The sequence below is a fragment of the Acinetobacter sp. Brlt_5 genome (assembly GCF_051949055.1).
Lineage (GTDB): Bacteria > Pseudomonadota > Gammaproteobacteria > Pseudomonadales > Moraxellaceae > Acinetobacter > Acinetobacter indicus.
Genome location: NZ_JAYJLP010000024.1, coordinates 1 through 15301 on the forward strand (window position 1 = coordinate 1; position 15301 = coordinate 15301).

The 15301-nt window shown below is 47.3% G+C and carries 12 protein-coding genes and 1 pseudogene; 10 read left to right on the forward strand and 3 right to left on the reverse strand.

The annotated features are described in order from the left end of the window. Window positions 1-295: 295 nt before the first annotated feature. The 3 genes and pseudogenes from VF685_RS12945 to VF685_RS12955 all read left to right on the forward strand — a co-directional run bounded on the left by VF685_RS12945 (window position 296) and on the right by VF685_RS12955 (window position 2018). Window positions 296-715, forward strand: a complete 420-nt coding sequence (locus VF685_RS12945) for a PPC domain-containing protein (protein ID WP_039255596.1) — start codon at window positions 296-298, stop codon at window positions 713-715. Window positions 716-1064: 349 nt separating this feature from the next. Continuing rightward, window positions 1065-1424, forward strand: a pseudogene (locus VF685_RS12950) (integrase core domain-containing protein); the annotation flags it as partial. Window positions 1425-1463: 39 nt separating this feature from the next. Further along, window positions 1464-2018, forward strand: a complete 555-nt coding sequence (locus tag VF685_RS12955) for a hypothetical protein (RefSeq protein ID WP_127798694.1) — start codon at window positions 1464-1466, stop codon at window positions 2016-2018. 195 nt (window positions 2019-2213) lie between these two features. On the opposite strand, the gene VF685_RS12960 is transcribed toward VF685_RS12955, so the two are convergent. Then, window positions 2214-3023: a cytochrome C assembly family protein gene (locus tag VF685_RS12960; RefSeq protein ID WP_016659852.1), complete on the reverse strand. Its 810-nt coding sequence runs from the start codon at window positions 3021-3023 to the stop codon at window positions 2214-2216. Between the two features lie 138 nt (window positions 3024-3161). Here VF685_RS12960 and ffh point away from each other — a divergent pair, with 138 nt between their 5' ends. Both ffh and VF685_RS12970 read left to right on the forward strand, forming a co-directional pair. Next, window positions 3162-4571: a signal recognition particle protein gene (gene ffh / locus VF685_RS12965; protein WP_005175901.1), complete on the forward strand. Its 1410-nt coding sequence runs from the start codon at window positions 3162-3164 to the stop codon at window positions 4569-4571. 171 nt (window positions 4572-4742) lie between these two features. Then, window positions 4743-5309, forward strand: coding sequence for an RBBP9/YdeN family alpha/beta hydrolase (locus VF685_RS12970; RefSeq protein ID WP_005175903.1), 567 nt, complete (start codon window positions 4743-4745; stop codon window positions 5307-5309). Here VF685_RS12970 and VF685_RS12975 read toward each other — a convergent pair. Next, a complete protein-coding gene (locus VF685_RS12975) occupies window positions 5296-6054 on the reverse strand; it encodes a type III pantothenate kinase (protein ID WP_016659855.1) in 759 nt (252 codons plus the stop codon). The genes VF685_RS12970 and VF685_RS12975 overlap by 14 nt on opposite strands. Before the next feature lie 9 nt (window positions 6055-6063). Next, on the reverse strand, window positions 6064-6822 hold the full coding sequence (locus VF685_RS12980) for a biotin--[acetyl-CoA-carboxylase] ligase (RefSeq protein ID WP_286384982.1): 759 nt from the start codon (window positions 6820-6822) through the stop codon (window positions 6064-6066). A gap of 29 nt (window positions 6823-6851) precedes the next feature. On the opposite strand from VF685_RS12980, the gene VF685_RS12985 reads away from it, so the two are divergent. The 5 genes from VF685_RS12985 to ligA all read left to right on the forward strand — a co-directional run bounded on the left by VF685_RS12985 (window position 6852) and on the right by ligA (window position 15188). Next, window positions 6852-7661, forward strand: a complete 810-nt coding sequence (locus tag VF685_RS12985) for a sulfite exporter TauE/SafE family protein (RefSeq protein WP_075167580.1) — start codon at window positions 6852-6854, stop codon at window positions 7659-7661. Window positions 7662-7809: 148 nt separating this feature from the next. Further along, window positions 7810-8505 carry a GntR family transcriptional regulator gene (locus VF685_RS12990; RefSeq protein ID WP_005175922.1) on the forward strand — a complete coding sequence of 232 codons (696 nt, stop codon included), beginning with the start codon at window positions 7810-7812 and terminating at the stop codon, window positions 8503-8505. A 10-nt stretch (window positions 8506-8515) separates the two neighbouring features. Then, on the forward strand, window positions 8516-11968 hold the full coding sequence (smc, locus tag VF685_RS12995; RefSeq protein ID WP_440203663.1) for a chromosome segregation protein SMC: 3453 nt from the start codon (window positions 8516-8518) through the stop codon (window positions 11966-11968). A 1-nt stretch (window position 11969) separates the two neighbouring features. Beyond that, the gene (locus VF685_RS13000; protein WP_440203664.1) at window positions 11970-13055 is read left to right on the forward strand and encodes a cell division protein ZipA C-terminal FtsZ-binding domain-containing protein; all 1086 of its coding nucleotides are present in this window, start codon (window positions 11970-11972) and stop codon (window positions 13053-13055) included. A 93-nt stretch (window positions 13056-13148) separates the two neighbouring features. Continuing rightward, the gene (gene ligA / locus VF685_RS13005) at window positions 13149-15188 is read left to right on the forward strand and encodes an NAD-dependent DNA ligase LigA (protein WP_104470870.1); all 2040 of its coding nucleotides are present in this window, start codon (window positions 13149-13151) and stop codon (window positions 15186-15188) included. Window positions 15189-15301: the final 113 nt, after the last annotated feature.

Genomic DNA, 15301 nt, shown 5'->3' on the forward strand with positions numbered 1-15301 from the left:
CGTCAAAAGCAAAGAACGCATAATTTTTTCCTTTAAATATAATAAGAGAACACTGCTAAATAGTAGTGTTCTCTTTGTTTACATAATGAAATTCAGGTTTTTACTACTATAGTTAGGTTTGCGATAGAATTAGAAACTAGTGTATTAATTAATTAACACCAACGATTATGAGCAGCCTTGTTCAGTAACCTATCAATGCACTCTCTATATTGGTAATATTAATATAACATATCTATAAAGGTTGACAGTGTGCGTTGAGATAAAATCGTTTTTTTACTGTTTGAGTGTTTAAAATATGAAAAACTTAACTGCTGCTATTCTAATTGCGCTTCCTGTTCTAATGGTGAGTCCTACAGTCATGGCCGCGTCTTCAGATGCAGTGGCTAAAACTGTTGATGTTCAATTTAAAAAAGGCGCTAGTTCAGCTAACTATTATGGGAAATTAAAGGGTAGTAAGTACGATTCCTATACATTTTATGCCAAAAAGAACCAAAAGCTTTCTGTTAAAACAACGGGAGGGAATGTAGATTCTTATTTATTTAATAAGAATCTATCAGATTCTGTCAATGTAGGAGAATATTCCTCTGAACTAGATAACCAAGGTTATTACACGCTTCCATATTCAGGTAAATATGAATTGCGTATTCTTCAGCCACGTTCTCAAGCTTCTAAAGGAAAAACACCTCCATATTGGCTAGAAGTATCTATCCTATAGGTATGTAAGCTTAATAATGGAGAGCATCCTATATTCTGTGTAACAGCTATGTGGCTTTCATCAATAATTACACAAAATGTAGGATGCTCTCGAAGGTTATTTGGTACGAATAATAAAGCGATAAACATCACAACATAGTGTCCAGAAAAACCAAAGCAATATAGCAGCACATGAACCCAAGCCGATAACACCAGTGCTTATTCTAATACCAGCATCTAGACCCCCATTCCAAATATGAGGTGCAATAGGTGGACCCATCGTAGCAATAAACGCCAAGAAAAATCCTAGCATTACTATAAATCCTGTAATTGTAAGGCGTATCACTATTACTAATATGTTATCAACCCATGTATCGATTGACTTTTCATTGCCAGCAGAACGTGTGCTGAGAGCACTTGATCAGCTCATTGAATGGCGAGGCAAACCTAAACGCATTAGAACCGACAACGGTCCAGAGTATATAAGTAAGCTGATGGAAAAGTGGTGTGATCAGCATGGTATTGAGCATGTATTTAGTCAACCAGGCAATCCACAGCAAAATGCATATGTTGAGCGATTTAATCGTACAGTACGTTATGAGTGTCTAAATCAGTATTTATTTCGAGATCTGAGCGAGGTGCAGGACTATATAACTGACTGGCAGTACTTTTATAATCATGAACGACCTCATATGTCAGTAAATGGTTGTCCACCTATTTTTAAACAATAACAAGGGCTTTAGATTTTCTATCCATTAATTCAATTAAAAATGGGGGTATTACCGTTTAACTATTATGTACCAAAAGAAGTGAAAGATCGTGGTGTTGAAGAGGTCAAGCGATTTAGAAAGTTCATATGGGATAGTATTAAGATGGATAATCTCCATTTAGGTCATCCAGCGTTAACTGTTGCTCTGAAAGCAGAATTTAAAATTGTAGATACGAATTTTGGTCGAGTTGAAAAAAATAATTCTGGAGTGGTTGAATTTGGTGATGAACTAGAAAATACCAATCTTGAATATATTAATCATGCATTAGATACTGTTTATAGCGAACTTTTGGTTTTCAAAGATACATCTGATATACATAAAAAAATTTATAATATGAGGTACTTTGATCCGAAAAAAATTAAGCGACTTACTAAATTTTCTTCGCCTGAAGAAAAAGAAATTGCAGAACAATTTGCTGAGTTAAAGGCTAAATTGATTATTGCATTAGTGGAGTCATACAAAAAAGAGAATGATTTTGATCAAAATGCGGTTGAAGAAGATCTGCTAATACAGCTTGGTTTTCACAAATGTTCAGCTTGTAAGAGTACACATTAGTTTAAGATTTTCTACAATTAACATAATACACGTTATACGAAATACTATTTTTTATTCCATATAAATCATAACCTTATCGTATGGTAAAAAGCTCAGGCACGGATACTTGGGCTTTGTTAATAATTTAACATGTTCCACGCTTATTATTTAATCACTGTTCCACGCTTTTAATGTGGCAAACTGAACAAAAGCATCTTACTTGCCCAAAATCATCTGTAACACAAACTTGGAACCAATAAAGCCAAGCGCCAGCAAGAAGAAGCCAATAATGGTAAAGCGAATGGCTTTCTGGCCACGCCAGCCAAATTTATAACGGCCCAACAGCAGCGCGCCATAGATAAACCAGGAAATAATACTAAAGGCAGTCTTATGCGCTAAGTGCTGGGCAAAGAAGTTATCAATGGTTAGGAAACCAAAACCCAATGCCAGCGTCAGCAGGATAAAGCCGGCAATCAGCATATCAAACAGCAGCTCTTCCATGGCTTGAAACGGTGGCAGCAAATTCACCCAAATCCGGCGTTTCTGTTTGTTTTTCAGCTCCCGGTTCTGAAACCAGAGCAAGACCGCATGAATGGTGGCCATCAGCAAGACCGCATAGGCCGATAACGACAGTAGGATATGAATATCCAGACCTAAAGAATTGTTTTCGACAAACAGGTTTAAACCGCTAAAGGAATGCCCCAGAATCAGGCCGGTTGCGGCCACTGGAATCCCAATCAGGTTTAGCGCAATCACCGGCCGGTAAGTACTAAACAGCACACTTAATAACAGCATTAAGCCTGAGGTAAAGGACATCAGGTTAAACACGTTATAGTTAATGCCCATCGGCAGCAGCATGTCGTTATACAGCACAGCGGCGTGCAAACATAAACCCAAGCCCAGCACAATACCAATAAACCAATGGTTTGGAGCACGCTTGGACATTAAATGCATAAATAAATACCAGAACGAAGTGGTATAAGCGATTAATGCCAGAATCGTGTAAACCAAGGGGAGACTGCTCATGTCAAACCTTTTTCAGGATGATGAATATTCATTTATATAAATTCGATGCGAACTACAGTATCCTATAGCATCTTATGCATAAATTTTCTATTTTAAGAAACATTTTTTTGCTGATGGCTATTTTAAGCGGATTTTGCAATGTTTGATACCTTAACAGAACGACTCACGCAGAGTTTAAGAAATGTTACTGGCTCAGGGCAGCTAACCGAAGACAATATTAAAGATACGTTACGTGAAGTACGTATGGCACTTCTTGAAGCCGATGTGGCGTTACCTGTAACTCGTGAATTCATCGCGAAAGTTAAGGAAGAGGCATTAGGTCAGGAAGTGATGACACAGTTATCACCGGGTCAGGCATTCGTTAAAATCGTTTATGACGAATTAACCAAAATGATGGGCGAGGCCAACGAGAGCCTTGACCTTGCAGCAAAACCACCAGTGGTGGTGCTTCTGGCCGGTTTGCAGGGTGCGGGTAAAACCACCACGGCAGCCAAGCTGGCACGTTTCTTACAGGAACGTCAAAAGAAAAAAGTGGCGATGGTGTCTGCCGACGTTTATCGTCCAGCGGCAATTAAACAGCTGCAAACAGTGGCCGGGGATGTCGGTGCGATTTTCCTGGAATCGAATGCCAATGAACGCCCGATTGATATTGCCAATCGTGCCATTGAGCAGGCAAAAATCCAGTTTGCCGATGTGTTAATTGTCGATACCGCCGGTCGTCTGCATGTCGATGATGACATGATGGACGAAATTAAAGCGCTGCATGCAGCGATTAACCCGACTGAAACCCTGTTCGTGGTTGATGCCATGACCGGTCAGGATGCGGCCAATACTGCCAAAGCCTTTAATGATGCCTTGCCATTAACCGGTGTCATTCTCACCAAAACGGATGGTGATGCGCGTGGTGGTGCGGCGCTGTCGGTGCGTGCCATTACTGGCAAGCCAATCAAATTCCTGGGGATGGGTGAAAAACTCGATGCCCTCGAGCCATTCCATCCGGAACGTGTGGCACAGCGTATTCTGGGCATGGGTGATGTGCTTTCTCTGGTCGAAGAAGTTGAACGCAAAATCGACAAAGAAAAAGCCGAAAAAATGGCGAAAAAACTGCAAAAAGGCGGCAGCTTCAACTTTGAAGACATGCTGATGCAGTTTGAGCAAATGAATAAAATGGGCGGTATGATGGGCTTCCTGGACAAGCTGCCGGGCATGAGTAACTCTGGTATTCAGGATGCGATTGCACAGGCGAACCCAGAGAAGCAGGTGAAAAAGATGGAAGCCATCATCCAGTCGATGACCGTCAAAGAACGCCGTAATCCGGACCTGATGAACCCAAGCCGTAAAAAACGTATTGCGGCCGGTTGTGGTATGGATGTGTCTGAAGTCAATAAACTGATTAAACAGCATGCGCAAATGGCCAAAATGATGAAGAAATTTGCCAATCCATCAGGTATGGCAAAAATGATGAAATCATTGGGCAATCTGCAAAAGCAGTTTGGCGGTGGTGGCGGTATGGGTCCGCTGTTCGGTGGTAAAGAACCGAAAAAATAAGGGATTCAAAACAACAAGGCGCCGGGTGCGCCTTTTTGTTGCTCTCCATTTTTAAGTCATTCAAGCGAACGTGCTGCGGTGATCTTTAAGAAAACCCAACAGACGCTTACCCGAAAGCCGCGCTGTTTCGGGCACACTGATGTGCATCAGGAACGAACAGCGAGCACAACAATGGCACAAATTTATGTGGTACATGGCTATACCGCCAGTCCGGATGAAAACTGGTTTCCCTGGATTCAGGAATATGCCGACCAGCAAAAAGCCAGTCTGAAAGTGTTAAGACTCGATCCATCGCCAACGCCAACTCTGGAAGTGTGGAAGCGGCAAATGGATGAGCAGATCGATGAGATTGACGAAAATACCATTTTCATTGCCCATAGTCTGGGCTGTATTGCCACTTTGCACTTTCTGACCAAGAAACTGAAAACCCAGAAAATTAAACAGGTGGTGCTGGTGGCCGGCTTTAATGGCCGTTTGGGCCGGCTGGACGAGGTCAATCCTTTTATTGATGCCTGTAAAATTGATTTTGACTTGCTAAAACGCCAGATTGCGCATCGGGTGGTGATTTACTCAGCTGGCGATGACCGGGTGCTGCCAAAATTTAGTCTGGAGCAGGCGCGCAGTCTGGATGCCAAAGCCATTGAGGCACAGCATCAAGGCCATTTTATTGACTCTCAAGGCTGTACCGAACTGGTGGAAGTCTGGCAGGCGATACTGCCTCATATTATTGTGGAATAAGCGGTGTGGACTCATTGGCCGTGGAATAATGCTGGATATAGCGCTGCAAACCTTTCAGCAATAAGTCCTGCTCCACTAGTGGTTGGTAATGTTGCAGGAATTTGGCAAACAGCGGCGCATCACCCCCAGTCAGCACCAGTTGCCGCGGGGATTGCTGCATGACATATTCAATACTGCTGAGCAGTCCCAGTAAAATACCATGATGCACAGCATCCAAGGTATTGGTGCCGGGGCTTAGGTCATCAAAGGCTGCTTCCGGAATCCGAATGCCTTTGGTGTGCTGGATTAACGAATCACGCTGCAAATATAGGTTGGGCAGAATATAACCCCCCAGATGCTGATGGCCTTGAGTCAGATCAATGGTCAGCGCGGTGCCGCAGCTAATCACGCATAAATCTTTATCGGCTTCAGCTACGGCCAGTACCTGCAGCCAGCGGTCAATCCCCAGCTGCTGAATATCATAGCCGCAGCTCAGGCCGGCATATTCGGCCTGTACCCGTGCAAAAATCACCGGAATATTCAGGAATTTTAAAATCTGCTGAATCCGTTCATTATTTTTCTGGTCCTGCACCGAAGATACCCCGACATGGGTCAGGTTCAGGCTTTTAAAATGCTGGATCAGGCCCAGCAGTAAATCGGCCGGAGATTGCAGATGCAGTTCAGCGGCATGTTCTACAATCTGCTGATGTTCGGTAATCCAGTATTTGAGCCGGGTATTGCCAATATCTAACCATAAATTTTTCATGTGCTGCGCTCACTGTCCCGACATTTGCGGGCGTAAACGGCCCTGATAAAACACTTCAACGCCAGAGGCAGTTTCAATCTGAATTGCGCCATCATCCTGAATGCCTAAAAACAACCCCTGGGCCACACCGCCATGATGTTCAAATTCTACCGGCTGTTGCTGAAAAGCGGCATGATGATTAAAACGTGAAGCCAGTTGATAGCTGTTATGGTTAAACCATTCTTGTGCCTGCTGAATGGCCAGATACAGCTCGGCAATCAGCTGAATTCGGGAAATTTCATTTAGGCCCAATTCGGCCAGGGAAGTGGCGTGCTGATCAATCTGCTCGGCCGGAATTGGCGCCAGATTAATCCCCACCCCGACAATGACCTGCTGGGTCGACAGGGGCTCAATCAGAATACCGCCCCATTTGCCTTGCGGGCTATATAAATCATTCGGCCACTTCACCTGCAGGTTCAGCTGGCGCAGGCTTGGCATCTGCAAAATATTTAAGGCAATTTCCAGGGCTAAACGGCCATCTACGGGTGTTCGTAAATTTAGCAATGTGCTTAAATAGACGTTTCCTTCTGGGGACACCCATTGCCGTTGGCGTTGTCCTCTGCCTTGTGTTTGTCGGGCGCTACAGACCAGAACGCTCTGTAATCCTTTTTGAGCAATCTCGCGTACATCATCATTGGTTGATGTAGTCACAGGTTTTAAAATGAGGACTTCAGGAAGCTGTCCGGCTTCGCTGAGCTGTTGTTGTAACTGTCGAGTCTCTACATCCATATGAATCTGAGAATAGTGGAATATAATTTATGGAGTTAATCATATATTTACTGATTGGCGCAATTGCCGGATTTGCTGCGGGTCTGTTCGGGGTGGGCGGTGGCTTAATTATTGTGCCAATTTTGTACATTGTATTTACCCAGCTGAATTATGATCCTAGCGTGATTATGCATATGGCGGTCGGGACTTCACTGGCGACCATTATCGTAACTTCGATCAGTTCGGTCACGGCGCACCATAAAAAAGGTGCGGTGATGTGGAATGTGTTTCGCAATTTGGCGCCCGGCCTAATTCTGGGTGCATTTTTTGGCGCCGGGATTGCCGATTTAATGTCGGGGCAGGGCTTGCAGCTGGTAATTGGTTTCTTTGCGGTGTGGGTGGCCTATCGCATGTTCCGTGGTTCAAATACCCCGGTTGATCCTTCACGTCAGTTGCCTTCAACCGGTGCGCAAATGCTGGCTGGCGGCGGAATTGGGATTGCCTCGGCCATTTTCGGGATTGGCGGCGGTAGCTTAACCGTACCGTTCCTGAACCGTTGTGGTGTGGTGATGCAAAAAGCAGTTGCCACTTCGGCGGCCTGCGGTTTGCCGATTGCTATTGCTGGTGCATTAGGTTTTGTCTGGTTTGGCCAGCAGTCTGAGGTGAGCGTGCCGAATACCTGGGGCTATGTACATTTATATGCCTTTATTGGCATTAGCGTGATGAGCTTTATTACCGCCAAGCTTGGCGCAAAAGTTGCACATATTTTGTCACCGGCCATGCTAAAAAAATGTTTTTCAGGTTTGTTGACCACCGTCGGTCTGTATTTTATTTACCAGGGCTTTAGCGCTTATTTTTAAGCGCTTGATGGTGTGGTTGAAAATTGGCTATAGCGACAGAAAATTGTCGGACAATGTCATGGAAATTTGGTCGCTAAGCCAGTAAAAAAGACAATAAGAAAGACCCGCTGCAACTGCGCGCATGGTATAAAAATAACACAGGAACAGTATGCAACAACAAGAAACAGACAGTCTATCTGAACAGATTGCAAAACATATCGGCGAGCAGATTATTAGTGGCGAGCTGGTAGAGGGCGAGCGCATTCAGGAACTGCGTATTGCCAAAGAGCTGGATGTCAGTCGCGGTTCGGTGCGTGAGGCACTGCTGCTGTTGGAACGTACCCATCTAATTGAAATTTTTCCGCGGCGCGGCGCGATTGTGTCGGAAATGTCGGCCCAGCAGGTGCGCGCCCTGTTTGATACCTGCAGCTTGCTGCTGGGGCAGATAGTACAGCGCATTGCAGAAACCTGGCGTCATCATGAAATTGAGCAGCTGCAAAAGCTGATGGAGCAGATTGAGGCCGAATACCGGCAGGGTCATACCGAAAAATTTTATGACCTAATTTTCCAAACCCTGGCCCAGCAGCAGGATATGGTGGCCAATCTGTACCTGATGAAATTCTATCAAGAGTTGCTGCCGTCGTTACGGCGCAGCTATTTTTTAACCCTGAATACGTCACGTCGGGAGTTACAGGAATCGTTTGATCTATTTAAACTGGTAATTGATGCAATTTTAATCCGAAAATCACAACAAGCCTCTTTATTTATGGATGATTTTTGTCGACACTTGCGCAATCTGGTGTTGGAATCTCTGACCCGTATGAAACAAATTGAACTGGCCTGGGCACGCCGCTCACGCCGTTGATCGGGACATTATGCGTTTAAGCAGCTTAAAACTTTCCGGCTTTAAATCTTTTGCCGATAGTACCACCTTACATTTTAAAGCCAACCGGACGGCCGTGGTCGGCCCCAATGGCTGTGGCAAGTCCAATGTGATTGATGCCATTCGCTGGGTCATGGGTGAATCCAGCGCGCGTCAGCTGCGTGGCGGCAGCATGCAGGATGTGATTTTTACCGGGACCGCCAAACGTAAACCGGTGGGCATGGCCAGTGTCGAACTGCGCTTTGACAATACCTATGGCAAGCTGGGTGGCGCGTATAACGCCTATACCGAACTGGCGGTGCGTCGTCAGGTCAACCGCGATGGCAAGTCGGAATATTTTTTAAATGGCACCAAATGCCGGCGCCGTGATATTACCGATATTTTCCTCGGCACCGGTTTAGGGCCGCGCTCCTATGCCATTATCGAACAGGGCATGATTAACCGTCTGGTCGATGCCAAACCGGAAGAAATGCGGGTATTTATTGAAGAAGCGGCCGGGGTATCGCGTTATCAGGCCCGTCGCCGTGAAACTATGCTGCATCTGGATCATACCAGCCAGAATTTATCGCGGCTGGAAGATATTGCCAGTGAACTGAAAGGCCAGCTCAAAACCCTAAAACGCCAGTCGGAAACTGCGCTGCAGTACAAGACTTTAGAAAGCCAGATTCGCAGCATTAAAATTGAAATTTTATCGTTCCAGTGCGAGCAGAGCAGTCGTTTGCAGCAGGAATATACTGTGCAGATGACCGAACTGGGCGAACAGTTCAAGCTGACCCGTTCCGAGCTAAGCACGCTGGAACATGATTTGGGCAATACCAGTGAGCTGTTCCAGCGTCTGATTCAGCAATCGACACCATTACAGAATGAATGGCAGCAGGCTGAAAAGAAACTGGCTGAGCTGAAAATGACCCTGGAGCAGAAACAGTCGCTGGTCCAGCAAAACAGCAGTACGCTGGCTCAGTTGCAGGAACAGAAAGCCCAGACCAAAGAACGTCTGCAGCTGATTGATCTGCAGCTAGAAACAGTACTCAGCCAGCAGGAACAGTATACCGAGCAGCTGCAACAGGCCGAGCAAAGCACGCAAGAGCAGGCACAGGCTGTGCAGCAGCTCAAAGCCCAGCAGCAACAGGTGCAGCAGCAGTTTGAGCAGATTAAGGCGCAGGTGGAAAAACAGCAGCAGCAAAAACTGCAAATGCTGGCCCAGAGCGAACAGTTGCTAAAAAATATCAGCCGGATTGAACAGCAAAAAGACACCTTGCAGCAGCAGAGCAGCTCGCTGCAAAGTCAGGCCCAGCAAGATGAAATCGAACAGCTGAACCAGGACAAAGCTCAGTTAAGCCAGCAGCTGGCCGAACTGGAGCAGCAGATTCAGGCGCAACAGCAGCAGCTGCAACAGGCACACAGCCTGCTGAATCAGCATAAAAATAGCAGTACTGAACTGAAATCGGAAATTCAGGTGCTCCAGGCCGAGCAGAAAAACCTGAATCAGCTACTGATTAAAAACAGCCCCAAACAGCAGTTACAGCACACCGCCTTAATGCAGGTGCTAACCCTGAACGATGCTGCCAAACCGCATGCGGCATTAATTGAGAAGTTTCTGGCCAAATGGCTGAATGCGCAGATGCTTGATGCAGATGACAACTTTCAGGACAGTCTGGCACGCCAGTTAAAACCTGCTGCCCAGCACGCACCGATTCAGCTGGCAAATTTAAGCTGTCTGGCGGACTGGATTGAATCGCCATCTTCTTCTTTATGGCAACAGGTGGCACTGGCCGATGATTTGGCGCAGGCGCTGCAATTACAGCCAAAGTTACAGGCTGGGCAGAGCATTCTAACCCTAGATGGCTATCAGGTCGGGCCGGACTGGGTCATTGGTTTACTGTTTGATGAAGCCTCACAATCGGCGCAGGGGGCTTTAAGCCATCGCATCCGTCTGGAAGAAATTGATGGGCTACTGAGCCAGAAACAGGCCGAGTTACAGCAGGCCGAACAGGACTTTAACATCAGCCAACAGCAGTGCCAGCAGTTGCAGCAACAGCTTACTGAACAACATACGCAGTTGAAACAGCAGCAGCAGGCATTGCAGGCACTGGATCTGCAGATTGCCAAAATCCAGAGCGCCGCGCAGGCCTTTGCCGTGCAGAAGCAGCAATTACAGCATCAGCTGCAGCAACTGGAGGAGCAGCTGGAAGAAGATGCCATGCAAAAAGATGATCTGGAAATTGATCTGCATGCACTGAGTCTCAAGCTGGAACAGGCGCTGCCAAACTATAAAACCCTGCAATTCCAGCTGGAAGAATTAACGGCACAACTGGAGCAGGCGCAGCAGCTATATCAGCAACAGCAACAGGAACTGGAACTGTTAAGACGCCAGTCGGTGCAGGCCACACAGCAGCTGGAATTGCTGGAAAAAGATGGTGGTTTTTTAAAGACCCAGCATCAGCAGATTGCAGCACAAATGGAGCAGGCGAAAAAGTTTGTCGATCCGGTGCAGCTGGAATTGCCGGCACTGGCCAGCCAGTTTGCCGAGCAGCAGCAGCAGACGGAAAAACTGCAACAGACCTGGAATGAATGGCAGCTGGAACTGAACCAGATTCAGAGCAAACAGCAGCAGCTGACCGAGCAGCGCCATCAACAGCAGCAGCAGGATGAAAAGCTGCGCAGCCAGCTGGAAGAAAAACGTCTGGCTTGGCAAGCGGCCAAATCTGACTTGCAGCATTATTCCGAACAGCTGAATGCCTTAAACAGCGAGCTGATTCCGGGGCTGAACATTGATGTAACCGTCCATCAGCAACAGCTGGAAAAAGCCCAGGCGCAGTTTGATAAATTGGGTGCGGTGAATCTAGCGGCTTCAGAAGAATATGAAGAAGTTTCAGCCCGTTATGCCGAACTGAGCCATCAGATTGAAGATCTGGAAAAAACCGTGGCCCAGTTACAGGCGGCCATGAAAAGTATTGATCAGGAAACGCGCAAGCTGTTTATGACCACCTTTGACCAGATTAATACCGAACTGCAGGCGCTGTTTCCCAAAGTGTTTAATGGTGGTGAAGCCAGTTTAAGTCTTGAAGATGACTGGCAATCGGGTGTAAAACTAATGGCAAGACCACCGGGTAAACGCAACAGCTCACTGGCGCTGTTGTCGGGTGGAGAAAAAGCACTGACCGCACTGGCACTGGTCTTTGCCATTTTCCGTTTAAATCCGGCACCGTTTTGTGTGCTGGATGAAGTCGATGCACCGCTGGATGATGCCAATGTCGGACGTTTCTGTAACCTGGTCCAGGAACTGTCCGAACAGGTGCAATTTATATATATCACACATAACAAGCTGGCAATGACGATGGCAACCGATTTATTAGGTGTTACTATGCCTGAACCGGGAACATCAAAATTAGTCAGCGTAAATCTAGAAGATGCTACAGAATACGGTCTAGTCGCGGAGGCATAACATGGAAATCACCACAATCATTGGGATTATTATCGCGCTCATTATTATGGGTTTCGGTTTAAGAATGATCCTGAAAAAACCGGCCGATGCAGCACCTTCGCTGGACTCCGAGCTGCAGGTCAATGCCGATAGCCAGCAGCCGATCATTCCGCGTCATGTCCGTCATCAGTTGCAGACTGAACCGGCCCAGCGCGTAGAACCGACTTTGGGCGATGCTGATCTTGCTGCCGCCGAGCCAAACAGCAAAATTGAGCCACAGGCCATGACTGAAACGCAGCTGACTGAGCCGAACGAAACAGCGCAGGTGAAAACCGAAGCACAGGCCGCGACATCTGTAGATGCTGAACCTGCAGCCAAGACTGAGGTAGAAGCAAAGGCAGAAAATCTGGCAGAACAGGCCTCAACCGAAACTGCCCAAACTGAATCCGCTGCAGCTGCCGCGACTGCTGTAGCTCATGCTGCTGCATCTGTGCCTGAATCAGCATCGACTGAACAGACTCAAGCTGTGGTAGATACCGAAAAAGCGGAAACTGTGCCGGCTGAATTTAGCCTCAACAGCCAGATTGAAAAAGCCGATATTCGTGAATTTGAAGAAGAAAGCAGTATTCTGGATGCGCATCTGCATGAACAGCAACTGGTAGATGATGAAAGCGCCCTGGCCACTGCAGAATCATTTATTGCCCTGAATATTTTCCCGGAACGCCGGATTTTATCGGGGGAGAAAACCCTTAAAGTGCTGCTTAAATATGGTCTGCGCTTTGGTGAAATGTCCTGCTTCCACCGTTATAACGAAGATGGTTCCAAACTGCTGTTCTCAGTGCTGCAAATTACCGACAATGGTGCCGACGGTTTTGATCTGGAAACCCTGTCGAATGAACAGGTCAAAGGTCTGGCCTTTTTCCTGGCCCTGCCACATAGCGATGTGCAAAATGCCTTTGATACCATGATCAGCATTTCCGGTCTGATTGCCCGTGAAATTGATGGCACCGTGTATGACCAGAACCATCTGGAATTAACCCCGCAATTACGCGAACACTGGCGTCATCAGGCGATTGATTATCGCGCAGGTCAGGCTTCGCTGGCATAACTGAATTGAAACCACAGCCTCCGGTTTCTATAATACGGCCAAGCGACAAAATTTTTTAAGGGCGGGATCACCGCCCTTTTTTATGGTGAACGTATGACTCAACATGCAGATGTGGTGGCGCAAATGCGCCAATTGATCCAGATTTTAGCCCAGCATAATCATGCCTATTATGTCTTGGATCAGCCTGTTATTGCAGACAGTGAGTATGATCAGCTGTTTCATCAACTTAAAGCCTTAGAACAACAATATCCCGATCTGATTCAGGCCGATACCCCAACCAATAAAGTCGGTGGACAGCCTTTAAGCAAATTTGAAAGCGTCACCCATGCGGTACCAATGCTGTCTCTGGGCAACGTATTTAACCAGGATGAACTGTTTGCCTTTGCCCGCCGCGCCGAAGAGCGTTTACCCAACCAGACCATTCAATATGATGTCGAGCTGAAATTTGATGGGCTGGCGATTTCCTTGTGGTATGCCAATGGCGTGCTGGTGCGCGGCGTGACCCGCGGCGATGGCGAAACCGGTGAAGATATTACTCACAATGTTAAAACCATTCGCAACCTGCCGAAAATTTTATCTTCAGCGGAGCACAGCATTCCGGAGTTTCTGGAAGTGCGCGGTGAAGTGCTGATGCCCAAATCGGGTTTTGAAAAACTCAATGCCGCTAATCTGGCCAAAGGCGAAAAGACCTTTGCCAATCCGCGTAATGCTGCGGCCGGCAGCTTGCGCCAGCTGGATCCGAAAATTGCGGCCTCACGTCCACTGGCGTTTTATGCCTATGGCATTGCCCAGTGCGTGCCGCATCATGGCCTGAACACCATGTCCGAAAGCCTGGACTGGTTACATCAGCTTGGTTTTGCTGTGGGTGAGCGTCATTTTGTTTGTGACAGCATTCAGGCCGTGCAAGAAGTCTATGAGCAGATCAATCAGGAACGCTCGCAGCTGAGTGTCGAAATTGACGGCATGGTAATTAAAGTCAATGACCTGAAACAGCAGCAGCAACTTGGCTTTTTAAGCCGCGAACCGCGCTGGGCCACTGCTTATAAATTCCCGGCAGTCGCCGCGCTGACAACAGTTGAAAATATTCATTGGCAGGTGGGCCGTACCGGTACTTTGACCCCGGTGGCACGCCTGAATCCGGTGGCAGTGGGTGGGGTGACGGTATCTAATGTCACCTTGCACAATATTGGTGAAATCCATCGTCTAGATGTGCGGATTGGCGATACGGTCAGTGTCTATCGCAGCGGCGATGTGATTCCGAAAGTTGAAAAAGTCTGGCCGGAATTTCGTCCGGCGGAGGCTGAAACCGTACAGCTACCTGCCTGCTGTCCGGTGTGTGATTCGCCGGTGGTGATGCCGGAAGGCGAAGCGTTGGCACGCTGTTCCGGTGGCCTGTACTGTGCAGCGCAGCGGATTGAGGCCATCCGTCACTTTGTTTCGCGTAAGGCCATGGATATTGAAGGTCTGGGTGATCGTTGGGTGGAATCATTACTGCATCTGAATCTGCTCAAAGATGTTTCGGACATTTACCATCTGCATGAACATCGTGAGGCCTTGCTCAATATTGAAAAGATGGGCGAGAAGTCGGTACAAAACCTGCTCGATGCAATTGAACGCAGTAAAAAAACCACGCTGGGCGCCTTTATTTATGCCTTGGGGATTCGAGGTGTCGGCGAAACCACCGCGCGGATGCTGGCCAATACCTTCCAGACGCTGGATGCCTTACGTGTTGCCAATCTGGAGGCGCTCAAGAAAACCCCGGATGTCGGCGATATTACCGCAGAATGGATTCTGGACTTTTTCCAGGCACCGCATAACCTGGAAGTGCTGGACCGTTTACTGGCGGCCGGTATTCACTGGGATGCACCGCTGGCGCCGACCCGTCAGCCGTTAAATGGTGAAAGCTGGGTCATTACCGGTACTTTAAGCAAAATGGGCCGTGATGAAGCCACTCAAATGCTACAGGCGCTCGGCGCCCGGGTAAGTGGCAGTGTCTCCAGTAAAACCAAGTGTCTGGTGGCGGGTGAAAAAGCCGGTTCCAAACTGGAGAAGGCGGAGAAACTTGGTATTCCGGTCATGAATGAAGATCAGTTCCTGAGCCTGATGGCTGAATATGGCCAGACCCAGGGCTAACAGAACAGCAGGCAACCGCTCTCTAGATTGAGCGGTTGCTGCCTGAATCTGGTGATAGATCAAAACAGAGAAAGCACAGCAGTAAAATCGTAAAAACCGCAGAAATAAGAACC